Origin of the sequence: Parabacteroides sp. B2-S-102 (assembly GCF_023656665.1) — a bacterium.
GTDB lineage: Bacteria > Bacteroidota > Bacteroidia > Bacteroidales > Tannerellaceae > Parabacteroides > Parabacteroides distasonis.
Genome location: NZ_JAMOKM010000014.1, coordinates 98,305 through 121,216, shown reverse-complemented (window position 1 = coordinate 121,216; position 22,912 = coordinate 98,305). Strand labels below are relative to the sequence as shown.

Genomic DNA, 22,912 nt, shown 5'->3' with positions numbered 1-22,912 from the left:
TGTGGCTTTTGGATGTCTGCAAACGACCTTTTCCACATCAAAAGCAAAAGCGTAACGACCACTCTTTCAGTTGAATCGCTACGCTTTTCTCAAATTTACTTTTTAGCTATCTGTTTATTTTAAGAAATCAACTAGACTTGCCGGAAGATAGAACGTGTTATTTTTATCGACATAAACGACGACAGAGTTTAACCGTATCTCATCTTGGCCTTTCTTCCCGGACTTCACGATGTTGGAGAACGGGGTGATCGTTAGCTGTTTTTTCTTATCTTTCTTGTTCTTAACGATCAAGGTTGGAGAACCTTTCTCGTCGGCGGCAGGGACGATCTCGCAAGTGTAATCCTCGAATACGTCCGTGTGGCGTGCGAAGTTCTTGCTTGTAAGATCTTCCAAGTTTCCGTGTGTCAATCCGAACAAATTGCATAAGTACTCATTCAGCTCGATGTTCGTATTCATACCTAGGGGTAAGGTTCCTTGCGGATGGTAAGCGGCTAGGAATACTTCCTCGCCCGTATGACCGCCGGTCGTGAAACCGAAGCAAGTGCGGGAAGTGATGATATGCGCCATCAATCCGGTTAACGAGCCACTGTACATGGAGGAATTATCTTCCGGTTTGCGTTGGTCTTCCGGTATCGGGCTGTTCTTGTAGTCCTTGCAATTGTTCAACGCGTTCATCTCTTCCGGTGTCAGCTCGAAGCCGGCGTAGGTGCGGAATACGTTTTGCACTTCTGAGTTAGGAACGCTGTTTACCTTGTTGGCGAAACCCTCGGCGGTCAATTTATACAGGGAGAATTGGTGGAACAATTGGTCTTTCGTCAATTTATCGTAACCTTTACAATCTCTTCTACCTAAGCTGATACCGCTGTTTCCGTGGTCGGGTACGATGACAACGGCAGTCTCGCCGTTATTGCGTGCGAACTCCAATGCGGCACCGCAGGCACGATCGAATGCCAAGAAATCGGTAGCCATACCTACCGGGTCATTTCCATGAGCGGCCCAGTCTACCTTACTGCCTTCTACCATTAAGAAGAAACCATTCGGGTTCTTGGATAATTTGTCGATCGCCTTACGAGTCATTTCCTCGATAGAAGGTTGCTCTTCCGGATTGCGGTCGATATCGTAAGCCATTTCCTTATCGCCATATAAAGCCCACATCTTCTGGTTATTGTCGGCACGCATACCTTGCAGGTCGTTTCTATATACGCCATACCCGTTCGCCAATAGATAATCTTCCATATCCTTCGTAAGGATAGACACTCCGCCACCGATAACGACATTGATATCATTATGAACCATCTGCGGAGCGATCCAGTCGTATTTACCACGATTGTAGCTATGAGCGGAGCAGTCCGCCGGGGTAGCGTGCGGGAATTCGCAAGTGAAAACCAATCCCGTGGCTTTGCCCTGCAACATCTTGCCAGCCTCCAATACGGTGGTAAGCGGTTGGAAGGCACGGGCCGGGTCGGTCGGGTAGATATCGTTATCACCGTCGTTCTCCGGGTAAGTGGATACATAACCCGTACGGCTCGGCTGTCCGGTCATGTAGCATGATGTAGTAGGAGCGGAGTCGCCGATAGGGGCGTTAGAAGAATGCGTACGCACCGTTCCGCACAAATACGGGTCGATGTTCAATTTCGGTTTGCTGGGATCTTGGTACCATTGCAACCAACGGGCGATAGAGATAGTCGCCAATGAGGTTCCGTCCGGGATTAAGAGAATCACGTTCTTGACAGGCTTCACGTTCTCCTTTTCCACGGCATTGGCCGGCATAATGATAATAGCCAGCAAAAGTAGAAAAGCTAATGTTTTTTTCATGTGTTTTAATTTAATAATGTATAACAAATTCTTCTATTAAATCTTAATTTCCAAGTGGAATGATCTCCTCGTTGAACCGTGTCAACTTCTCCACGCCCGTCTCCGTTACAAGGAAACTGTTCTCGATACCCACGGCACCGACACCCGGGATCACGAATTTGGGCTCCAAGGCGAATACCATATTCGGCAAAAGCTCCTCTTTCGAGCGAGGGGTAAGCACGGGTAGCTCATTGATCTGTATACCGATGCCATGTCCCACGAATTTAGCCTGCTGCTCGGTTCCCATAAAGTTAGCCGAAAGACCTTCTTTCTTAGCGATATTCGCCGCTATATTATATAAATCCGAACAAGCGGTTCCCGGGCGGGTAGCGTTTTCTACCTCCTGCTGTATCGTAAGGGCCACTTGATGCGCCCGATAAGCTTCCTCCGTCAGGCGGCCTACGGAGAAGACACGGGTCATGTCCGTCATATAAGCCGTATAATTGCCGGCCATATCCACCATGATAGCGGTACCTTCTTTTAATAAAGTACCGTTAGCGCCTAGCGGACAAGAAGCGTCTATGCCGCCTCCACCCAAAGCGAAATCAAAAGGGGATGGGGTCTCGGCGTTTTCCCCGGCGAGAATACTACCCATATAGATATCCATATTGGCTCCGAAAGCACGGAAAAGACCGATCGAGCCGTTCTTGCGCATACGTTTCTCGATCTCGTACTGAAACTCCAAGTCTGTCATACCGGGACGGAAGCATTCCGGGATCTCGCTATAAGTAGCCTCGTGCTTGCGGGCGGCGATACGGAATTGCCCGATCTCCCAAGGGGTTTTTACCCGGCGAAGGTTTCGCATGAAAGCGGTGGCGTTACCGGCCTCCTCCGGTTGGAATACCTTTTGTAAACGGATATATTCATTATAAGTTAACTCATCTGCCTCTAATAAGAGTCTTTTCGGCATCTTGATCCCTCGTTCCGCGAATAGGGGCGGGATGTCTTCCGGCTTGCGGATGTATTCCACTTGATGTCCGGAAAGCCCGTTCGGTCGCTTGATCAGGAACCACGGCTCACCGTCTACCGGCAAATAAAAATAACCACTATAGATTTGTCCTGTCGTATAATAAAGATTTACATCTACGGTAAGCAAACAGGCATCCATACCCATTTTTGCCATACCATCTCTCATCCGATCCCATTTTATCTTTAGGTCGTTCTTCAATTCTTCTGAAATCATCTTCCTTTGTATTACTTTTATTTTGTACCGGGCATCAAAGGTAACAAGAATTTACGAGATTTAAGTGGATTTGAGGTGAATAAAGTATTACAAACGCATATATGCGAATATACGGTTGAATAGGGAAATCTTCTTATGAATAAAGATAATCGTATCTGTATCTATTCCTTGATTCTCGTCGTGAATCCTATAAACCACGGCGTGGTCTTTACAGATCATGGCGTGGTTTACAAAGACCACGCCGTGGTTTGTAGAATAGAAGTAGATCCGATATAGAATATATAAGTATTCAGCTGATTATTCTTGCGGAACAGATAGGGTATTCGATACTATTGGACCGGGATCTTGATAACCACCTTCCGGATATTCCCTTGGCCGATACCCGGGGCGTGCCCGTCTTCCGGGAAATAAATGGCGAATTGTCCGGGATAGATTTTCGTATAGGCGGTAGGTTTGTCGATATAAAAGGCGATATCTTGCTCCTCGTTGTATGGAACGGACTCCTCTAGTAATTGATCTCCCGGTTTCCATCCGATTTTCTCTACGCCCAATAAGGGGAATTGGATATCGATAAATTTCTTGTGGGTCTCGATGGCCGCTTCCGACTTCTCCTTTCCGAAGAGGCTGGCGATGCTAACCGTGAAACCAGCGTCCGCTATATCGTATTTACCATCTTCCATTTTTGAAAAATCAGTAGACTTAACATAGTCAAAAGCCTGCTTAAACAGCGGATGGATACATTCGATCCGCTTAGAGTTCTCAAGTGAGTCTAGAATCATATTGTTATTAAGTTTTAGTAATTGGTTTGAAAATCGTTACAAATGTCGGGTATTTCCCTGTTAAATAATAGTCATATTTCTCAAATAAATCTATTAAGTTCCTAAGTTTCTTAACGTACGTAAATACTGTTTCGCAAAGTTTGCAATCTGGTTGCAATCATATTTATCGTATCTTTGTTATTCATTTATATATAACTAAACAGGTGATACGATCTATGAAAGATTTGGAGACAATTATACTCCCGGTTCTTGAGATGAGTTGTGCCGTATGTGCCAATAACGTAGAGAATACGGTGAAGGGACTTCCCGGCGTGGAGGAGGCATCGGTAAATTTCGCGGCGAATACGCTTTCCGTCAAATACCATCCATCCTTGATTACTCCTCAGAAAATGAGAGAGGCCGTGCAGGAGGCCGGATACGATTTGGTCGTGGAGGTAGAGGATCCGACGGCGGTACAGGAAGAGATGGCACGAGAGCATTACCGGAAGCTACGCCGGAATACGATCGGGGCGTGGGTACTTTCCATTCCGCTGGCCCTGCTGGGAATGGTGTTTATGCATACGCCCGGCGGTAACTGGATCATGATGGCGCTGGCCTTGGTGATTATGATCGTGTTCGGGCGGTCGTTCTACGTGAACGGCGTGCGCCATGCGTTGCACGGTAGCGCCAATATGGATACATTGGTGGCGTTGAGTACCTCGATCGCTTTCCTGTTCAGTTTCTTCAATACCGTATACCCGCAGTTCTGGTATGAGAAAGGATTGGAGCCGCATGTTTATTATGAGGCATCCGGCGTGATCATAGCATTCGTTCTGTTGGGTAAACTTCTGGAGGAGCGGGCGAAGAACAGCACTTCTTCCGCTATCAAGAGCTTGATGGGATTGCAGCCTAAAACCGCCCGTCGTGTGCGAGATGGTCAGGAGGAAGAGGTCTCTATCTCGTTCTTGCGGGTGGGAGATCTTGTCAGTGTCCGTCCCGGTGAGAAGATCCCGGTGGACGGCACGGTGTCTCAAGGTTCCTCTTCCGTGGATGAGAGCATGTTGAGTGGCGAGCCGATTCCTGTCGTGAAATCACAAGGTGACCGAGTCTTGGCCGGGACGATCAACCAAAAGGGCGCTTTCTTGATGGAGGCGACCGGGGTGGGGAGCGCTACCGTATTATCGCAAATCGTACAGATGGTACAAGCCGCTCAAGGAAGTAAGGCACCCGTGCAGCGTATCGTTGATAAAATAAGTGGTATATTTGTACCGATCGTTGTCGGATTGGCGATACTCACTTTTATCGTCTGGCTGGTAGTAGGAGGAAGCGGGTACTTCTCGTACGCTCTCTTATCGGCGGTATCGGTATTGGTGATCGCTTGCCCTTGCGCGTTGGGACTTGCTACGCCAACTGCCTTGATGGTCGGGATGGGTAAAGGCGCCGAGCATCATATATTGATCAAAGACGCTTTTGCCTTGGAAAACCTTTGTAAGGTGGATACCGTCGTGCTGGATAAGACCGGGACCTTGACCGAGGGCGTGCCCGAGGTGACAGACTCTTTCTGGATATCGGAGGCGAGCCGGGATATGCTGGATATCCTTTATACCGCCGAGATGAAGTCTGAGCATCCTTTGGCGTCCGCTATCCTCTCATGGTTGAAAGGAACGGAGGCCGCGGAGATCGACGCTGATAGTTTCGAGAGCGTAACGGGGCGTGGTATCCAAATGCAGGTACATGGCGTGACGTATTGGGTAGGAAGCAAAGGCTTTTTGGAAACCTTCAAGGCGATGGTTCCGCCCGAGGCTGGCCGGGAAATCATCCGGTGGGAAGAGGATGGCAAGAGTATCGTTTATTACGGTTGGGAATCGGAATTGCTTGCGGTCATGGCTATTTCGGATCGGTTGAAACCTACGTCGGGAGAGGCGGTAGAGGCCTTGAAAGAAATGGGTATCGAGGTTCATTTATTGACCGGCGATGGAAAACGGACCGCCGAGACCGTTGCGGCCATGCTGGATATCCGTCATTATAAGGCAGATGTCTTGCCGAGCGATAAGGAGGAGTATATCCGTTCCTTGCAAGCCGCCGGAAGGAAAGTGGCTATGGTTGGGGATGGTATCAACGACTCGCAAGCTTTAGCCCGTGCGGATGTGAGCATTGCGATGGGTAAGGGAACGGATATCGCCATGGATGTGGCGATGGTCACGTTGATTACTTCGGATTTGATGTTATTGCCGGATGCGATCCGCTTGTCGAAACGTACGGTTCGCTCGATCCACCAGAATTTATTCTGGGCATTTATCTATAACTTGATCGGAATCCCATTGGCGGCGGGTGTCTTATTCCCGGTGAACGGACTGTTACTGAACCCGATGTTGGCGAGCGCCGCGATGGCTTTCAGTTCCGTGTCGGTGGTATTAAATAGCTTACGGTTGAAATGGAGTAAACTTTAAATAATAAGTAGAGATATGGCAACATTAAAATTTAAGACAAACGCTAAATGTGGCGGATGCGTGGCGGCTATCGGCGCTAAGTTGAATAAATTAGTAAAAGAGGACGCATGGTCGATCGACTTGAAATCTCCGGATAAGACATTGACCATAACGACCGATCTTCCGGCGGAGACCATTCTTTCCGCCGTATCGGAGGCCGGTTTCAAGGCCAGCGCCTTGTAGTCGTAGCGATCGGATGGATGAGAAAACAAAGACAAACTCATGGTGAGGAAGTTGCGAATGTGCTTACGCATGGCGCGGGTATGTTGTTCGGCTTAACGGCGATTATCGTCTTGATGATCGCCGGGATTCGTACAGGTGATCCGTGGGTGATCGGTAGTTTCGCCGTTTATGCGTTGTGCATGACTTCCTCGTATGTGACATCTACCTTTTACCACGCCGCTTCCGATCCCAAGCGAAAATGCCAGTTGCGCCGTTGGGATCATAGCGCTATTTATTTGCATATCGCGGGTACTTATACGCCATTTACCTTGGTGGCTCTCCGCGACGAGGGTTTCTGGGGCTGGGGATTATTTATTACGGTTTGGCTGGCCGCGGTTATCGGCGTATGGTTTAGTTTCCGTCGGATGAAGAAAAAGGATAATCTGAAAACGGTTTGTTATCTGCTGATGAGTTGGGTGGTGATTATCGCTTTCAAACCTTTGATCGATGTTTTCCAGCGTACGGATTCGATGTATGTCTTATATTGGCTGATCGGAGGAGGCTTGTTCTATTCCTTAGGAACGATTTTCTTCTTTCTGGATAAATATAAATATATGCATTCCGCATGGCATTTATTCGTTCTCGGGGGAACGGTTTGCCATTTTATAGCGATCTATAATTTGGTGTAAGGAAAAACAAAGAAGCCGGAACTGTGTTTAGCGGTTCCGGCTTCTTTTATTCTTGTTCTTCCGTATGTTGTTTCTCGTATTTATAATCCGCTAAAATCAACCCCATTGAAAAGCAAGGAAGGGATTCGCCAGCTGGAGGATAGGCGGGGGTCGTTTCCGACTTCCGCTAGGTTACTCCATAGGGAGAGCATATTACCCGTGGCGTTCATCTCGGAGATCGGTTGGGATAGCTTGCCTCTCTCGATCAAGAAACCTTCCACGCCATACGAGAAATCGCCGGTCGTGCTATTGCAGTTTCCACCGTTGAAGCCGGTCACCAATATACCTTTGTCGATAGAGGCGATCAATCCGTCCAGATCCTTATCACCATTCCGCATGGTAAGAATCGAGGGAGAGCCGATCGTTTGTTCCATGCCCATCTTGTTGGCGGAATACGTATCGATATAATACGTTTTCAATATACCCTGCTCGAATACCGGAAGACGTTTCGTGGCAACACCCTCGCTATCGAAATAACGTGCGCCGGAAGCCTTTACCAAATGAGGCTCATCTATCAAGGTCATCTTGTCGCTCGCTACCTTTTGGTCGATCTTATCCAACAAGAAAGAGTTCTTTTGCTGGATGGAGGAACCGTAAATGGCTCCGATTACTGGAGAAAGCAGACGACTGGAGTTCATGTTATCCACGATCATGGTATATTTACCGGACGCCACTTTCCGCTGTCCCAGTTTTCGAAGCACCCGTTCCAGCGCTTTCGTACCGATACCGGTCTTCACCAGCTCGTCATAATACAAGGAAGAGTCGTACCAATAAGACTCGGGACGGGCGTCACCCTCCCCACGGATGCTGACACTCCCCACCAAGCCATAAGAGGAACCAGAAGCCTCGCCTTCGAAACCGTTGCTGGCTACCATGTACTTAAAGTCTTTCTCGTCGCTGTAGGAAGCGTTGGCGGAGATGATCCGGTCGTCCTTGCCCATGATTTCCTCACAGACGCTCATGGCCAACGCTACCTTGTCGTCCGGTTGCACGGAGTCGAAATTCGGGTCGACCAATCGCAAGTCCGCCGCCCCACCTTTATAATACAAGGAAGCGTCCGGCAGCGTGCGAGCCTTGTCCTCGGCGAGGAAACGAGTGGCGGCGATACCATCCTTGATGAACTTCTCCAGCTCTTTCTTATCCAAGCGATTGGTAGAGTAGGAGCCGTAACGGCCGTCCACGAACAAATGAACCACCATGCTGTTCTCGGATGCCTGTTGCAGACGGTCTATTTTCATATCCCGTATCTCAAACGAACTGCTGGAACCATTGTAAAGCGTGACACGTGAAGATTGGCAACCATTCTTCAAGGCATATTCCATGGCCCATTGAGCCAATTTCTTATTTTCGTTTGTTATCATATTAGTTTTCTCCTCCTACTGTAAGTTTGCTGACTAAGGCCGACGGCATACCGCAGGTTACCGGGCAAGACTGTCCATCCTTACCGCAGGTCCATGTGCCGTTATCCATTTTATAATTATTACCCACCATCGTGATATCCGCCAACGCTTTCGGGCCGTTACCGATGATATTGATATCCTTGATAGGTTGGGTAAGCTTGCCGTTCTCGATCAAGTAACCATCCTTCACGAAGAAGGTAAAATCGCCCGCGCCGATCTGTACCTGCCCGTTCGTGAAGTTGGCGGCATAGATACCTTTCTTTACGGTAGAGATGATCTCCTCTTCCGTCACGTTGCCCGCTTCCATATAAGTGGCACGCATACGGGGGATAGGCATCTGACGGAAAGACTCCCGGCGGCCATTGCCCGTAGAGGGGATGCCGTAATGTTTCGCGCTGATACGATCGTGCAGATAACTGGTCAAGACTCCCTCCCGTACGATATAGGTTTTTTGTCCGTCCACACCCTCGTCATCGATATTGACCGAGCCCCGGTTGAAAGGAATCGTGCCGTCGTCCACCACGTTGATATGCTCGTTGCAAACTTTCTTGTTCAGTTGATCAGAGAAAATAGAGGTGTTCTTACGGTTGAAATCCGCCTCGAAAGCATGGCCGATCGCCTCGTGCAATAAGATGCCAGAGCCACCGGCACCCATGACAACGGGCATTTCCCCGCCTTTAGGCTTGATCGCCTGAAATAAGATAGAGGTCTTATCCACCGCCTCTTGGGCAAGCTCGTCGATCAGGTCGTCCGTCAGGAATTCCGCTCCCATACGAAAAGCCCGTGCGGCGTACGAGTTCTCGATCTTCCCGTTATCCTCCATAATACAGACGGCACTCAAAGCACTCATCGGGCGATAATCGTAATAAATCTGCCCTTCCGAGTTACAGAATAAGATATGAGAGGTCGTGTCTCCCAAAGAGGCCATCACCTTGGTGACCCGCTTGTCCTTGGCGAAGATCTGATCGTTCAGTTTCTGCAAGAAAGGCATCTTGTCATTAATGGCTATCTCGTCCCAAGGTGTTTGTACGCTATAGAAATTGTTCGTACACGCTTTTTCCGTCAGGTTTATTGCGGTGGTGTTCGCCGATCCGGTGGCGATCCGTGCGGCCGTGCGAGCCGCCTTCAGCATCTCGTCTAAGGTAACGTTCTCTACGTAGGCGTATCCCGTTTGGTCACCAGCCAAGACTCGTACGCCCATCCCAAAATCGATGTTGGATGAGGCACGGTTTACGGCACCATCCTGCAACCCCACGTTGTTCCTGTATGAATGCTCGAAAAACAAATCGGCATAATCCCCGCCTTTCTCCAAGGCTGCCGCCAATACCTTCCTCAAATCCCCCTCACTCACCTTGAAATAATTCATAGCGAATGAAATACCGGCTGCTTTATCCCCCTCACTACCGGTGCAACTTCCTAGTAAGGAAGGAGCCGCTAATGTTCCAAGCATAACCATACCTCCTGTTTTAATGAAATCACGTCTGTTAATATTCATGTTGTTGTTGTTTAGCCCAATCCATCACGTTTGCGGGTGGACGTTGATTCAATAATTCTTTTTTCATAAAGTCCATGTAAGGAGCTACATGCTTGAAGAATTTCTTGTATCCCTTACATAGATAATTTAGTCCCGGCTCTCCATTCGGCGTATGGAGAAACCGGTTTTTCGGGCACTCTCCATGGCAAGCGAAAAGATATTCGCATTCCTTGCATTGCGTAGGGAGCTTATCTTCTTTATCCGTTCCAAACTTTTGTTGTACCGGACTGTACATCATCTCCGTTAATGTCTTTGTTTGGATATTCCCGAGTTTGTATTCCGGGAATACGAAATGGTCGCAAGCATATACGTCGCCATTGAACTCCATTACCCCGGCGTGACCGCAATGGCGAGCCAAGGAGCAGACCCCGGGTTGTTCGCCTACCCAGTTCGCCAAGGTGGAATCGAATAATTGGATGTAGAACTTGCCGACATCCTCTTTTAGCCACTCGTCGAACAAGGCGCAAAGGAAATCCCCCCATTTCTCGCTATCTACCGAGAACGGAGCTAGCTCGATCGCTGCGTCTTGCTCCTCGGGAGAAGATAGCTTGGTGCCTTCCTTGTGCCGGCCGATACGCTCCACGATCGGGGCGAATTGGATGAAACGGCAATCCAGTTCCTTGAAGAAATTATAGAATTCCAGCGGATAATCCACGTTATAATCATTCACGACGGCCATGGCGTTATACTCTACCCCATGTTTTTTCAGCAACTCGATTCCCTTCATCACCTTATAGAAAGAGGGGAGTCCCTGCCGGTTCCTACGGTATTCGTCGTGGAACTCTTGCGGGCCATCGATAGATACACCCACCAAGAAATTATTTTCCTTGAAAAATTGGCACCACTCATCATTCAATAGGGTACCATTGGTTTGGATACAGTTATCTATTTGCCGTCCTCCCGCATACTTACGCTGCAACTCCAAGGCTTTTTTATAGAAGCTGATCGGCCGCATCAGCGTCTCGCCTCCATGCCATGTAAACAAGACTTCTTGCATGGTTTGGCATTCCATGTATTCCTTGATGAACTTCTCGAGTATCTGATCTGTCATGATGTGATTCTTTACATCCGGATAGAACTTGCTTTTCTCAAGGTAATAACAATACTCGCATGCCAAATTACAAACAGAACCAATCGGTTTCAACATGATGTAGACCGGCTTAGCGAAAGGGGAAATATAGGAACTATTCATGGTATATTATTAGATGTTACATTTCTATTTCAACTCGAACTCGCTAAGTACAATTTTTTGTTTTAGTTCGCTGAACGTTTGATCGGACTTAGTCAGTGTACGGAAGGTATATTTATCCCCGTATGTGGAAAGTACCTTTTCCATCTCATTTTCTCCGATCAAGAAATAACCTTTGGCGGGTGTTTCTTTATCGAAGTCATGGAAGATATTTCCCATATAGAAGTTTAACCCGTACAGATTCCGATAAATCCGAAGGTTATTTACGACATATACATTCTTTTTATTCAATGGATATTCTTTCAGGATACGTTCAGCGAAAACACGGCAAGAATCCCCTTCACGAATACCTCTCATAATGACACCATCAATTAATAAATTAACCGAGAATGTCAAGGCTATCGTAGCGTAGAGAATCTTGATATTTATTTTCTTGAACATCTGGTAATAGACCGTTCCTAATATCAATAGATTTATGAAGATAATACAGATCGTAAGCGTGCTGGGATGAACCAATACTTTTGATACCATTCGTACCATGTCCAAGGTCGATGCGTTTTGTGTATATTGACCGACGATACCAACAGGATCAATAATACCGAATACCGTAAGCAAGATCGCTATCATGACGACACTTACTACGGAAGCTAAAAAGGCAGCGAATACCCGAGTTACTTTCGTACGGTATTCTGTAATATATAAGGCATACTGAGCCAAGAACAAGGCAATGAACGGATAAGCCGGCATTAAATATACGCTTCGTTTACTGGAAGGGATCGAATAGAAGAAAAGGATGCCGATTAAAGCAACCAAACTAAATAAACGAACTTTTTCCATGGAGCGGATACGTTTCCACGTATTCTTTAAGATCTCTTTAATAGGTTGCTCAGGCTTGCTAAGTTTCAGCCCGAATAAAGAGAAGAAAAAGAAAATAGTCCAAGGTATAAAGCCTGCCGCCAACGTCATGAAATTGTACCAAACACCATTCTCATGCCCCAGATCATAGGAAATTTCAGGAGTGTTTAGGTGTAAGAAACGAGCGAAATTCTCCGCTAATACGACATTAAGGAACTCATCTCCCCCCTGCTTCCATGCGGCGGTATACCACAACATCGGTAGGAATAAAGAGGAAATTCCCGCATATAATAAAGTCTTGAATATGGTGAGATAACTGTATTGACCTAACATTAATAGATAAATGCCGAATACGAATAGGGGCAATACTACGCCTACCGGTCCTTTGGTCAGAACGGCGCATCCTAATAATAAAGGTATGAATATGGGAAGTCCTTTCAGCTCTAATTTATCTTCCCATCGATATAGCTGGAAAAGCCCTATGACGATGAAAGTAGTGAGCAACATATCCACCCGAGTCGTCATGGCCGCCCGATGTATCTCTACGCAGGTGACCAATAGGAGGGTCGCTATGAATGCCTCCTGAAACTTTACGATTCGTTTACCGAAAAAGACCAATACGAACCCGATCAAGGAAATAAAGGCTAAAGCCGATGGCAAGCGGGAGGTGAACTCGGAAACATATCCCTGTGGATAGGAGAAAGCAGCCATTAACCAATGCGCCATCGGTGGCTTAAAAGCGAACTCGTTGGCGTAGGATTGTGGCAAGACCCAATTGCCCGTCTCGAGCATGGAGATCGCTACGGCCGCTTCCCGGGGTTCCCCTTTGGTGGAGAAGTCGCCGAGGCCGATCCAAGGTAACACAGATATAATACAGATTACTACCATCATGGTTACCGGCTTTTGCAAGTAAAGATATTGAAGTGTAGGTGTACGCATATGACAATTAATATATAGGGCTTTGGCCCATTAATGTTATAAAACAGTTTGCAAAAGAACAATTTTTTATGGACTTTCCCCGCATTTTTAGAAACTTTTTATGTGCCCAATGAATATTTGATAGCCTTTCGTATCGCTTCCGCATCCTCCTTGTTTTCCTTTAATATGGAGAGAATCAGGTTTAAATAACTCTCTTTGTTACTGATACCGCAGATTGCGCATAGGCGGCTCTGTGGTAACATCCCTTTTTGATTATAAACACGGAGGATGCTTTTGTAGTTCTCCGTTTCTATATAAGACTCGAACTCTTCTTTTATGTTTTTGTATATTTCTTCCACATGGATGTTCAGACGGATACTCTCTACATGTTCGGTTAATTGCTCCACCGTCGTTATCTTGCGATCAACGGTAGTCTCCAGTTTTTTACGGACTTGATGTTTGGCATGAAGGATTACTTGCGAGTCCAGTTCTTTTTGGAAAAGACGTACTACGTTTTCTTTCACTTGCTTGAAAACATCGTCCGGATCTTTCATCAACCGTTTGGCGACCGTCTTGATCACATCCTCTATCATCAATAGGTTCTCCACTTCCGCTACGTCCGGTACATAAATATGTTGTTCCCGTAGATAGTTTATTTCTCCTTGTGTACGCCTATCACGATCTACGATACCTTTGCTATCTAATGTATGGAAGTCTTTCAGTTGGCCGAACGCTTTGGTTGTCTCGATTACTTTTTGGCAACCACCCATCGGTTTCACCAAATAATCGGGGAATATGAAGGGGTAAAGCTTGCTGTCGATACTGTTCGTGTCGGTCCCTTCGATAAACAAGATCGGTTTCCGGCTGCCAAGTATTTCCATATATACTTCTTCCGGGAAACTTTCATTACTCTCGATCAACTCGTAATCCCATACGGAATGATCCGCGTCGTAAGAACGAATCCAGATCCGTTTGCTGTCGGAGCGGGAGGTGGCGAAATCAATGTCATGTGTGAGATAAACAAACGTACAGTCCGGACGTATCGCCTCAATCTCGTCCCAAAGCTGGTTCTTTATGGAGTTGTGGAGAAGGGTTTCCGGCTCTTCGATCACGAGCAAGGCGTTCGGGCATGCGCATAATGCGGCCCCAATCAAGTAGAACACCAGTTTCTCGCTATCGCTCATGCGTCCGGCGGTGTAGGAATTTGAATCACGCCCCGTGGATACAAGCTCGATAAATCCCGACTTTCGTATCAGACGATTATGCGGAAACATCTTTTCCCAGATCGCTTGTATAATATCTATCTTGGTGATCGGAGGATCTACTTCGTTATTAGTCTTGCAGGCTTCCTTGAAATTGACTGCCGCCTCGAACTCCTCGCTCTGGAGTTGCAAAATCAGTTTCTCGTATTCAGAAATACGTGGCATGAACAGTCGTTCTTTGATCATAGACTGTAAACGTGCGAATTCATTGGAGGCCGATAATTTAGATTCGTCATCGCTGATGAATAAGGCATGTATACCGGATATTCTTTTCGCTTGACCCGCATATCTCTCCAATAAATCTCTGCCAAAAGAGCTTTTTCCCGCACCGTTCGCTCCGATCACGACTAATATCTTCGTGTCTAGCATGATGGGATGTGTCACATTAACTTTCGTTGGGAGTGTTAGTTCCATACATGTTATTGATTAGGTTTTCAAAGATAAGCTTTTTCTTTGAAAGTTCGCACGAGACCTAAAAAATAAAGTGCCTTTTCCGAAACATCCTTAAAGACGGGAAAGGCACTTTTATTAAAACCTTAGCAGAGTTTTTTCTTATTTGCTCTTCTCCAAGATAACGCGAGCGAGGCGAGCTTGTATTTGCATTAATGTATTAACATCCTCGTTCTCGAAATTGATGTCAGCTACTTTTAAGCTTCTTTTGGAAACTACCGGAGCCGATTTAGCAGCCATTAATTCTTGTACTAATTCATCTACTTGCTCTTTGATTTTCTCTGCCTTTTTTGAATAATCTACTGTACGTGCCATAGTTCTTTTGATATTTTATTTTATGAATACTATCGCAAAGATAATTACATTTTTATAATACACATAATAAAACGTAAATATTCTGTGCTATTTTTACGAAAAAGTCCGAGCTACAATATTTTCGCAGCCCGGACTAGGTTATTATCGAGATGAATGTGTGTTATGCTTTTGTCGTATTCGTCTCGGATACGTCATTTTTTACTTCCCAATGGAACGGTTCGAATTCAGTGTTCGGATCTACCCAAGATGCTTTCTTAGACGCATAGATAATAAACGGTGCCGCAACGACAACAATTACACCGATGAAGAGAACGGCGAACCAAACCGTATTATTTCCTGTAGAAATCTGGCTAGGAGGAATGAAACTTAATACGAACGCTAATAAGGAACCACAGAATCCTAAACCTCCGATCAACCACATCAAGCCATTGCCACCTTTTCCGATACGGAAAGGACGACCTGCCTTTTTCATCTTATAACGTAATGCGATCGCTCCGGAGAACATCAACATATACATTATTAAATATAAGATCACCGTAAGCTGTGATAAGATCTGATAAAAGCTTTGTACGGATGGCATTACCACGAATAATAAGCTAAGAAGTGTAACAGCCGCTCCTTGGATATAAAGGATGTTTTTCTGTACGCCGATCTTATTGGTCTTCTGGAAGAACGGGGGCAGATAACCTGCTTTACCAACTGCGAATATACCTTTGGAAGGACCAGCGACCCATGTCAATACTCCTGCTAATACGCCAAATGCCAAAGCGATAGCGATAATTGGGGATAACCATGAGGCATGAATGTACTTGAAGTAATTGTCGAATCCCACTAATAAACTTTGCGTAAGATTGATGTCTTTCTCTGGGATAATAATACCCAACGCAAAAGTTCCTAGTACGAAGATTACAACGGTGATCAAGGCACCGATAAATACAGCTTTCGGATAGTTTTTAGAAGGATTGTCAACGTCTTTCACGTGAATACCGCCCATTTCCATACCTGCGTAAAAAAGGAAGATACTTGCGGCTAAGACTAAGTTGTCGAATTTACTGAAGTCGGGGAAGAAGTTACTGTGGAAATCCATATTGGAATGCCCGCCAGTCGCTAGGTATACGATACCTAAAATGATGAGTAACGCCGCTGGTATGATAGTACCTACCATACCTCCGATTTTCGCTACTTTTCCAACCCAACTCAATCCCTTTAGTGAGATAAATGTAGCCAGCCAATAAATAATTAACACGATCGCTAATGTGTAGTATTTGTTATTCGCCAGCAGCATATCTTCGGGATGATCCATACCGATGAAGGCGATGGATACGGCTCCAAAAGTTAATACTGTCGGATACCAGATCGTACTTTCAATCCATTGAACCCAGATAGCCAGAAAGCCTAGACGTTTTCCATAGGCCTCACCTACCCAACGGAATACACCACCTTGTTTGTCTTGGAACATTGCCGCTAATTCCGCTGCCACCAAAGAGGTCGGGATTAAGAATACGATTGCCGCGAATAAGTAATAGAAAGCCGAACTTAGTCCGTATACGGCTTCTGCTGGCAGTCCGCGTAAAGATACTACTGCCGTCACGTTCATGATTGCTAGGGTAAACACACCTAGCTTTACTGTCTTGTTGATATTTGCCATAGATTTATGTTTTAAAAATGAGAATTACTTCTCTCGTTTAAGTCTGAGTTTATAACAGCGAATCAAAGAAGATGTTTTGTTTTTGCTACGTAAAACTTGGTTAATTAACACATTTCGCTGTTTAAACAAATGGTATATGAGGTTTGTTGTCATAAACCAAAATGAAAAGGATTATAATTAAATAAATAGTAACGCTTATGAAAATGGCCGTATTTGATTTCGCATTGAGAAAGAAGGGAGTATATGGTGTGTTACATATCATTATACTATTGTTGTCGCTGTTCTTGGTTATCAGTATCTCCATCGATACATTTAAGAATATTCCCTTTTACACGCAAACTTCTTATAAGAAGATTCAATTATGGATCTGTTTGTTTTTTCTTTTCGATTTTGTTTTGGAATTTTTCCTGTCGAAAGATAAATTACGTTATTTGCGAACGCACTTTATTTTCTTGCTCGTAGCGATCCCTTACCAAAATATAATAGAATATTATCATATTATCACCTCACCCGAGCTTAGTTATTTCTTACGTTTCGTTCCTTTGGTACGGGGTGGGTATGCGTTGGCGATCGTGGTGGGATGGTTGTCGTACAATAAGGCGTCGGGCTTGTTTGTCTCTTACTTGACGATGTTGCTGGCCACGGTTTATTTCTCAAGTCTTATATTTTTTGTCTTGGAGCACAAGGTGAACCCGTTGGTGGCTAATTATGGGGACGCTCTATGGTGGGCGTTTATGGATGTGACAACGGTTGGCTCTAACATATCCGCTATTACGGTTACGGGGCGAGTCCTTTCGGTCGTATTGGCTGCTTTGGGCATGATGATGTTTCCAATATTTACGGTATATGTGACAAGCCTTGTCCAAAAAAGTAACGAGGAGAAAAAAAGGTTTTATGAGAACATGCAGGCTCCTTCTCCCCAGCCAGAGGTGAAGGATAAATAGAAACTCTAGTTCCTACAGTGGATACTGCGAGGTCTTCCCGTAGGGAACAAACAGGCTGGAGGAAGTGGCGGAGATTACACTATGATTTGCTGGAAAGTTTGATTGGCTTCTGTTTTTTTCGTATCTTTACGGCCCCTAAAACCAGATAGGTAAAAGATGATAAAAGATAAGCAGGCATTGGAAGGCGGGCGCATATCCATACTTGGCGCACGTGTTCATAATCTGAAGAATATAGATGTAGAGATTCCGAGGAATAAGTTGACGGTGATTACCGGCATGAGTGGTAGCGGCAAGTCATCATTGGCGTTCGATACGATTTTCGCTGAGGGACAAAGGCGGTATGTGGAGACATTCTCGGCTTACGCCCGGAATTTCTTAGGGAATATGGAGAGACCCGATGTGGATAAGATAACGGGTCTGAGTCCGGTTATCTCCATTGAGCAAAAGACAACCAATAAGAATCCTCGTTCCACCGTCGGTACGACTACCGAGATCTATGACTTTTTCCGTTTGCTTTACGCTAGGGCGGGAGAGGCCTATTCCTATTTGAGCGGGGAGAAGATGGTGAAATATACCGAGGATCAAGTCTTACGGCTGATCTTGGATGAGTACAACGGGAAAAAAACGTATCTCTTGGCTCCGTTGGTCCGTAATCGTAAGGGGCACTATAAGGAACTTTTCGAGCAGATACGTAAAAAAGGATATCTGAACGTCCGTGTCGATGGCGAGTTGAAAGAGATCTTCCATGGGATGAAGCTGGATCGTTATAAGATGCACAGCATCGAGGTGGTGATCGATAAGATGATTGTCTCCGAGGCAGACGAGCGTCGTTTGAAAGAGAGCTTGAAGATCGCCATGAAGCAAGGCGATGGCCTTGTGCTGATACTGGATGCCGAGACTAACGAGGTTCGCCATTATAGTCGTCGTTTGATGGACCCGGTGACCGGATTGTCTTACAGTGAGCCGGCTCCGCATAATTTCTCGTTCAACTCCCCTCAAGGAGCGTGTCCGAAATGTAAAGGCTTAGGACAGGTCAATTTGTTGGATATGGACAAGATCGTTCCCGATCCATCCTTAAGTATATATAGCGGTGGCATCGTCGCTTTGGGTAAATATAAGAATTCGTTGATATTCTGGCAGATTGAGGCGCTTTGCCAAAAGCATGGCGTGACGATCAAGACGCCTATACGGGATATTCCCGAGGAGGCGATGGACGAGATCATGAACGGTACGGACGAGCGGTTGCAGATCAAGAATGACTCGTTAGGATCGTCTAACTATTTTTTGTCGTATGAGGGAGTCGCCAAGTATATCTTGATGCAACAGGAGAGCGAGGCATCCGCCTCGGCGCAGAAATGGGCGGGACAATTCATCAAGATGGCCACTTGTCCGGAATGTAACGGCTGGCGATTGAATAAGGAGGCGTTGAGCTACCGGATAGCGGGAAAGAATATCGCCGAGTTGTCGGCCATGGATATCTCGGAATTATACGAGTGGCTGGAGGGTATCGAGGAGAAGCTGGACCCGAAACAGCTTCGGATCGCTACGGAGATATTGAAGGAGATACGCTCCCGCCTGCGCTTCTTGCTGGATGTGGGATTGGATTATCTTTCCATGAACCGGGGTTCCGCTACCTTGTCTGGCGGTGAGAGCCAGCGTATCCGTTTGGCTACCCAGATCGGAAGTCAATTGGTGAACGTACTTTATATATTGGATGAGCCGAGTATCGGTTTACACCAACGGGACAACGTCCGTTTGATTAATTCCCTGAAACAATTGCGTGATACGGGAAACTCCGTGATCGTCGTGGAGCATGATAAGGATATGATGCTGAGTGCCGATTACGTGGTGGATATGGGGCCTAAAGCGGGCCGTCTGGGTGGTGAGGTCGTCTTTGAGGGAACGCCCAAGGAGATGTTGCGTGTAGATACCTTGACCTCTTCCTATCTGAATGGAAACACGGAGATAGCCGTTCCTGCCGAGCGTCGGAAAGGCAACGGGCAGTTTATTACGATCAAGGGAGCCAGTGGCAATAACCTGAAGCATGTGGACGTGTCTTTTCCCTTGGGTACGCTTATTTGCGTCACGGGTGTGTCGGGTAGCGGAAAGTCTACCTTGATAAATCGCACGCTGCAACCGATCTTGAGCCAGCATTTCTATCACTCGCTGGAAGACCCCTTGGCATACGACGTCATCGAGGGAATCGAGCATGTAGATAAGATCGTGAATGTGGATCAATCTCCGATCGGTCGTTCCCCCCGGAGCAACCCGGCTACCTATACGGGGGTATTCTCGGATATCCGGAATCTGTTCGTGGAACTTCCGGAATCGAAGGTGAGAGGGTATAAACCGGGACGTTTCTCTTTTAACGTATCGGGCGGACGGTGCGAGACCTGTAAGGGAAATGGCTATAAGACGATCGAGATGAATTTCCTACCGGACGTGCTGGTGCCTTGCGAGGATTGTCACGGCAAGCGATATAACCGGGAAACCCTAGAGGTTCGTTTTCGTGGGAAATCAATTGCGGATATCTTGGATATGACGATTAATATGGCAGTGGAGTTCTTCGAGAATATCCCGACGATCTTATCCAAGATCAAGGTCCTGCAAGATGTAGGTCTGGGATATATCAAGTTGGGGCAACCCTCTACTACCTTATCCGGTGGCGAGAGCCAACGTGTCAAGCTGGCTACCGAGCTGGCGAAGCGGGATACGGGAAAGACGCTTTATGTATTGGATGAACCTACCACCGGTCTGCACTTCGAGGATATCCGGGTCTTGCTGGGGGTATTGAACAAGTTGGTGGATAAAGGCAACACGATCATCGTTATCGAACATAACCTCGATGTTATCAAGAGCGCCGATTACTTGATCGATATGGGTCCCGAGGGCGGTCGTCGTGGAGGCAATGTCCTTTTTACCGGAACTCCGGAAGCTTTAGCAAAGAGTGGCGTCGGGTTTACGGCTCCGTTCTTGAAAGAAGAGTTAGATATAGCAAATAAGAAAAAATGAAGAATCCTATACAAATGATCAAGCAGTGCGTGGAGAAGGAGGAACCTTACTTCGTGCTGAGAGGGCAGGACGTATGTGCGTTGGCTGCCATAGAGACCTATTATGAGGAGGTGAGGAATAAGGTGAAAGATCCTTATTTCATCGAGGAGATCGAAGAGATCATGAAAGATTTCCGGGCGTACCGGGAGGAAGTGTCTAACACTAAAATACCGGATTGATTTATGGCAGACGACAGTTACAAGACCATCAAGCAAGTAGCCGAGGGATATTATACCGAGAAGCGCAGCCGCTTTATCTCGTATGCTATCCCCGTGCGTACGGTAGAAGAGGTGAAGGAGCAACTGGAGAAATACCGTAAACAATATTATGATGCCCGCCATGTATGCTGGGCGTATATGTTAGGTCCAGAGCGGCAGACGTTCCGGGCCAACGATGACGGGGAGCCTTCTTCCACGGCCGGGAAACCGATCCTCGGACAGATCAACTCGAATGAGCTGACCGATTTATTGATTGTCGTAGTACGTTACTTTGGTGGAATCGAGTTAGGAACCAGCGGGCTGATCGTCGCTTATCGCACGGCCGCCGCCGAGGCTATCGCCGCCGCAGAGATCGAGGAACGTACGGTAGACGAGGACATCACGGTCGTTTTCGAATACCCATACCTGAACGGGATCATGCGTATCGTAAAAGAGGATAACCCCGCTATCATCTCACAGAAGTTCGAGATGGATTGCGAGATGACGCTTCGTATCCGTAAAGGGGAGGCCGAACGCCTCAAGAATCGCTTGTTAAAGGTTGAGACCGCTTATCTAAAAGAGTAGCAAGCGATCAACTAATTCAATTTTCAATTGTTTTTTGTAGAGACAAGGCTCATGAGGAACCCTGCCCCTGCATTTTATTGTGTAAATATTAATATAGTTTTATCTGAATGAAAAAAGTTCTTTTATTCTCTTTTTTTCTAGTGTTGGGTTTGGTCGTGTCGCAAATGCTTCCCGCTATGGTGGGGGAACAGTATTCGCTGGTAAAGACGATCTCTAATACATTTTTGTTTATTTGCCTTGCGTTTATCATGATTAATGTGGGGCGTGAGTTCGAGATTGATAAGACCCGGTGGAAGTCTTATACCGAAGATTATTTCATAGCGATGGCTACGGCTGCGTTTCCGTGGATATTCGTGGCTTTATATTATATGTTTGTCTTGCTTCCGGGCGATTTATGGGGAAGTTGGGACGCTTGGAAGGAGAACCTGTTGCTAAGCCGGTTCGCCGCGCCTACCTCGGCGGGTATCTTGTTTACGATGTTGGCCGCCGCCGGGCTAAAAGCCTCTTGGGTGTATAAGAAGGTACAGGTATTGGCGATCTTCGACGACTTGGATACGATCCTGTTGATGATCCCGTTGCAAATCATGATGATCGGCTTGCGCTGGCAATTGGGAGTCATTATTCTGGTTGTGGTATTGCTCTTGATTCTGGGTTGGAAGAAAATGGGATATTATAATGTACGTCAAGACTGGAAAGCCATCTTGTTCTATGCTGTCGTGACGTTTGGTATCACGCAAGTGATTTATCTGGTATCGAAACATATGTACGGGGAGGAGGCTAGCATCCATATCGAGGTACTTTTACCTGCGTTTGTCGTAGGTATGATCATGCGGCATAAGCATATCGATACCAAGATCGAGCATCAAGTGTCCGATTTTATCTCTTATCTCTTTATGTTCCTTGTCGGAGTGAGCATGCCGGTGTTTATGGGCGTGGATTTCGCTCAGCAAGCGGCGGAAGTAACTACGGTGACAGGTTCCCAGCCGATGATGTCATGGTCAATGATCGCTTTACACGTCGTAATCGTCTCATTCTTATCCAATATCGGTAAACTATTTCCTTTGTTTTTCTACCGTGACCGGATGAAACGGGAGCGTTTGGCGCTGTCTATCGGTATGTTTACCCGTGGAGAGGTAGGAGCCGGCGTTATTTTCATAGCCTTAGGATATGGATTAGGTGGCCCGATGTTGATAATTTCTGTGTTAACTATTGTGTTTAATTTAATTTTAACTGGTATATTTGTCATCTGGGTAGAGAAACTCACGCGCAGCGCTTATAACCTGGAGCAAGCAGGAAAAGCCAAAGCTGTCAATTAGTAGAAAAACACTTGAAGGTATTTCAAGATGATATCCCGTTTCCCTCTCGGGAGGGAACGGGAATAGTCATAGTA

General features: G+C 46.4%; 19 protein-coding genes. 9 read left to right on the top strand and 10 right to left on the bottom strand.

The features are described 5' to 3' along the window. Positions 1 to 114: 114 nt before the first annotated feature. Positions 115 to 1,815, bottom strand: coding sequence for an alkaline phosphatase (locus NBH07_RS16440; protein WP_129984548.1), 1,701 nt, complete (start codon positions 1,813 to 1,815; stop codon positions 115 to 117). A gap of 43 nt (positions 1,816 to 1,858) precedes the next feature. Further along, positions 1,859 to 3,037 (bottom strand): M24 family metallopeptidase, encoded by a 1,179-nt coding sequence (locus NBH07_RS16435; RefSeq protein ID WP_009017302.1) that lies wholly within the window; start codon positions 3,035 to 3,037, stop codon positions 1,859 to 1,861. Between the two features lie 135 nt (positions 3,038 to 3,172). On the opposite strand from NBH07_RS16435, the gene NBH07_RS16430 reads away from it, so the two are divergent. Next, positions 3,173 to 3,313 (top strand): hypothetical protein, encoded by a 141-nt coding sequence (locus tag NBH07_RS16430; protein WP_005857316.1) that lies wholly within the window; start codon positions 3,173 to 3,175, stop codon positions 3,311 to 3,313. Between the two features lie 53 nt (positions 3,314 to 3,366). Here NBH07_RS16430 and NBH07_RS16425 read toward each other — a convergent pair whose 3' ends face one another. Continuing rightward, positions 3,367 to 3,816: a NanQ anomerase/TabA/YiaL family protein gene (locus NBH07_RS16425; protein WP_005857314.1), complete on the bottom strand. Its 450-nt coding sequence runs from the start codon at positions 3,814 to 3,816 to the stop codon at positions 3,367 to 3,369. A gap of 215 nt (positions 3,817 to 4,031) precedes the next feature. Between NBH07_RS16425 and NBH07_RS16420 the strand changes: the two genes are divergently transcribed. The 3 genes from NBH07_RS16420 to trhA are packed head-to-tail and all read left to right on the top strand — an operon-like array spanning position 4,032 to position 7,135. Further along, entirely contained in the window at positions 4,032 to 6,245 is a 2,214-nt protein-coding gene (locus tag NBH07_RS16420) for a heavy metal translocating P-type ATPase (RefSeq protein WP_009275106.1), read from the top strand. Between the two features lie 15 nt (positions 6,246 to 6,260). Then, complete coding sequence (locus NBH07_RS16415) at positions 6,261 to 6,467, top strand: heavy-metal-associated domain-containing protein (RefSeq protein ID WP_005857310.1); 207 nt, start codon at positions 6,261 to 6,263, stop codon at positions 6,465 to 6,467. A 17-nt stretch (positions 6,468 to 6,484) separates the two neighbouring features. Further along, positions 6,485 to 7,135 carry a PAQR family membrane homeostasis protein TrhA gene (gene trhA / locus NBH07_RS16410; protein ID WP_009275107.1) on the top strand — a complete coding sequence of 217 codons (651 nt, stop codon included), beginning with the start codon at positions 6,485 to 6,487 and terminating at the stop codon, positions 7,133 to 7,135. 80 nt (positions 7,136 to 7,215) lie between these two features. On the opposite strand, the gene NBH07_RS16405 is transcribed toward trhA, so the two are convergent. The 7 genes from NBH07_RS16405 to gadC all read right to left on the bottom strand — a co-directional run bounded on the left by NBH07_RS16405 (position 7,216) and on the right by gadC (position 16,745). Continuing rightward, positions 7,216 to 8,535 (bottom strand): TldD/PmbA family protein, encoded by a 1,320-nt coding sequence (locus tag NBH07_RS16405; protein ID WP_005862700.1) that lies wholly within the window; start codon positions 8,533 to 8,535, stop codon positions 7,216 to 7,218. 1 nt (position 8,536) lies between these two features. Next, positions 8,537 to 10,069, bottom strand: a complete 1,533-nt coding sequence (locus NBH07_RS16400) for a TldD/PmbA family protein (RefSeq protein WP_008779793.1) — start codon at positions 10,067 to 10,069, stop codon at positions 8,537 to 8,539. Next, positions 10,059 to 11,300, bottom strand: coding sequence for an anaerobic sulfatase-maturation protein (locus tag NBH07_RS16395; protein WP_005857302.1), 1,242 nt, complete (start codon positions 11,298 to 11,300; stop codon positions 10,059 to 10,061). Before NBH07_RS16395 ends, NBH07_RS16400 begins: the two co-directional genes overlap by 11 nt. 24 nt (positions 11,301 to 11,324) lie before the next feature. After that, positions 11,325 to 13,091: an ArnT family glycosyltransferase gene (locus NBH07_RS16390; protein ID WP_039848603.1), complete on the bottom strand. Its 1,767-nt coding sequence runs from the start codon at positions 13,089 to 13,091 to the stop codon at positions 11,325 to 11,327. A 98-nt stretch (positions 13,092 to 13,189) separates the two neighbouring features. After that, a complete protein-coding gene (locus tag NBH07_RS16385) occupies positions 13,190 to 14,746 on the bottom strand; it encodes a DUF4435 domain-containing protein (protein WP_156682370.1) in 1,557 nt (518 codons plus the stop codon). Positions 14,747 to 14,884: 138 nt separating this feature from the next. Next, positions 14,885 to 15,097, bottom strand: a complete 213-nt coding sequence (locus tag NBH07_RS16380; RefSeq protein ID WP_005857296.1) for a hypothetical protein — start codon at positions 15,095 to 15,097, stop codon at positions 14,885 to 14,887. A 160-nt stretch (positions 15,098 to 15,257) separates the two neighbouring features. Then, positions 15,258 to 16,745 (bottom strand): glutamine/gamma-aminobutyrate antiporter GadC, encoded by a 1,488-nt coding sequence (gadC, locus tag NBH07_RS16375; protein ID WP_005857294.1) that lies wholly within the window; start codon positions 16,743 to 16,745, stop codon positions 15,258 to 15,260. A 197-nt stretch (positions 16,746 to 16,942) separates the two neighbouring features. Here gadC and NBH07_RS16370 point away from each other — a divergent pair, with 197 nt between their 5' ends. From NBH07_RS16370 to NBH07_RS16350, 5 genes are all read left to right on the top strand, one after another. Then, complete coding sequence (locus tag NBH07_RS16370) at positions 16,943 to 17,689, top strand: potassium channel family protein (RefSeq protein ID WP_005857292.1); 747 nt, start codon at positions 16,943 to 16,945, stop codon at positions 17,687 to 17,689. Positions 17,690 to 17,845: 156 nt separating this feature from the next. Beyond that, positions 17,846 to 20,701, top strand: coding sequence for an excinuclease ABC subunit UvrA (uvrA, locus tag NBH07_RS16365; RefSeq protein ID WP_005857289.1), 2,856 nt, complete (start codon positions 17,846 to 17,848; stop codon positions 20,699 to 20,701). Next, positions 20,698 to 20,919, top strand: a complete 222-nt coding sequence (locus NBH07_RS16360; RefSeq protein WP_005857287.1) for a hypothetical protein — start codon at positions 20,698 to 20,700, stop codon at positions 20,917 to 20,919. The genes uvrA and NBH07_RS16360 overlap by 4 nt, the downstream gene beginning before the upstream one ends. A 3-nt stretch (positions 20,920 to 20,922) precedes the next feature. After that, positions 20,923 to 21,522 carry an IMPACT family protein gene (locus NBH07_RS16355; protein ID WP_005857285.1) on the top strand — a complete coding sequence of 200 codons (600 nt, stop codon included), beginning with the start codon at positions 20,923 to 20,925 and terminating at the stop codon, positions 21,520 to 21,522. A gap of 107 nt (positions 21,523 to 21,629) precedes the next feature. Next, positions 21,630 to 22,838: a cation:proton antiporter family protein gene (locus NBH07_RS16350; protein ID WP_005857283.1), complete on the top strand. Its 1,209-nt coding sequence runs from the start codon at positions 21,630 to 21,632 to the stop codon at positions 22,836 to 22,838. Positions 22,839 to 22,912: the final 74 nt, after the last annotated feature.

Bases quoted from the DNA above. Each gene is read 5' to 3' on its own strand.
- NBH07_RS16405 (WP_005862700.1), bottom strand. From the start codon at position 8,535: ATGATAACAAACGAAAATAAGAAATTGGCTCAATGGGCCATGGAATAT.
- NBH07_RS16360 (WP_005857287.1), top strand. From the start codon at position 20,698: ATGAAGAATCCTATACAAATGATCAAGCAGTGCGTGGAGAAGGAGGAA.
- trhA (WP_009275107.1), top strand. From the start codon at position 6,485: ATGAGAAAACAAAGACAAACTCATGGTGAGGAAGTTGCGAATGTGCTT.
- NBH07_RS16415 (WP_005857310.1), top strand. From the start codon at position 6,261: ATGGCAACATTAAAATTTAAGACAAACGCTAAATGTGGCGGATGCGTG.
- NBH07_RS16370 (WP_005857292.1), top strand. From the start codon at position 16,943: ATGAAAATGGCCGTATTTGATTTCGCATTGAGAAAGAAGGGAGTATAT.
- uvrA (WP_005857289.1), top strand. From the start codon at position 17,846: ATGATAAAAGATAAGCAGGCATTGGAAGGCGGGCGCATATCCATACTT.
- NBH07_RS16355 (WP_005857285.1), top strand. From the start codon at position 20,923: ATGGCAGACGACAGTTACAAGACCATCAAGCAAGTAGCCGAGGGATAT.
- NBH07_RS16420 (WP_009275106.1), top strand. From the start codon at position 4,032: ATGAAAGATTTGGAGACAATTATACTCCCGGTTCTTGAGATGAGTTGT.
- NBH07_RS16385 (WP_156682370.1), bottom strand. From the start codon at position 14,746: ATGGAACTAACACTCCCAACGAAAGTTAATGTGACACATCCCATCATG.
- NBH07_RS16435 (WP_009017302.1), bottom strand. From the start codon at position 3,037: ATGATTTCAGAAGAATTGAAGAACGACCTAAAGATAAAATGGGATCGG.
- NBH07_RS16400 (WP_008779793.1), bottom strand. From the start codon at position 10,069: ATGAATATTAACAGACGTGATTTCATTAAAACAGGAGGTATGGTTATG.
- NBH07_RS16390 (WP_039848603.1), bottom strand. From the start codon at position 13,091: ATGCGTACACCTACACTTCAATATCTTTACTTGCAAAAGCCGGTAACC.
- NBH07_RS16350 (WP_005857283.1), top strand. From the start codon at position 21,630: ATGAAAAAAGTTCTTTTATTCTCTTTTTTTCTAGTGTTGGGTTTGGTC.
- NBH07_RS16425 (WP_005857314.1), bottom strand. From the start codon at position 3,816: ATGATTCTAGACTCACTTGAGAACTCTAAGCGGATCGAATGTATCCAT.
- NBH07_RS16395 (WP_005857302.1), bottom strand. From the start codon at position 11,300: ATGAATAGTTCCTATATTTCCCCTTTCGCTAAGCCGGTCTACATCATG.
- gadC (WP_005857294.1), bottom strand. From the start codon at position 16,745: ATGGCAAATATCAACAAGACAGTAAAGCTAGGTGTGTTTACCCTAGCA.
- NBH07_RS16430 (WP_005857316.1), top strand. From the start codon at position 3,173: ATGAATAAAGATAATCGTATCTGTATCTATTCCTTGATTCTCGTCGTG.
- NBH07_RS16380 (WP_005857296.1), bottom strand. From the start codon at position 15,097: ATGGCACGTACAGTAGATTATTCAAAAAAGGCAGAGAAAATCAAAGAG.
- NBH07_RS16440 (WP_129984548.1), bottom strand. From the start codon at position 1,815: ATGAAAAAAACATTAGCTTTTCTACTTTTGCTGGCTATTATCATTATG.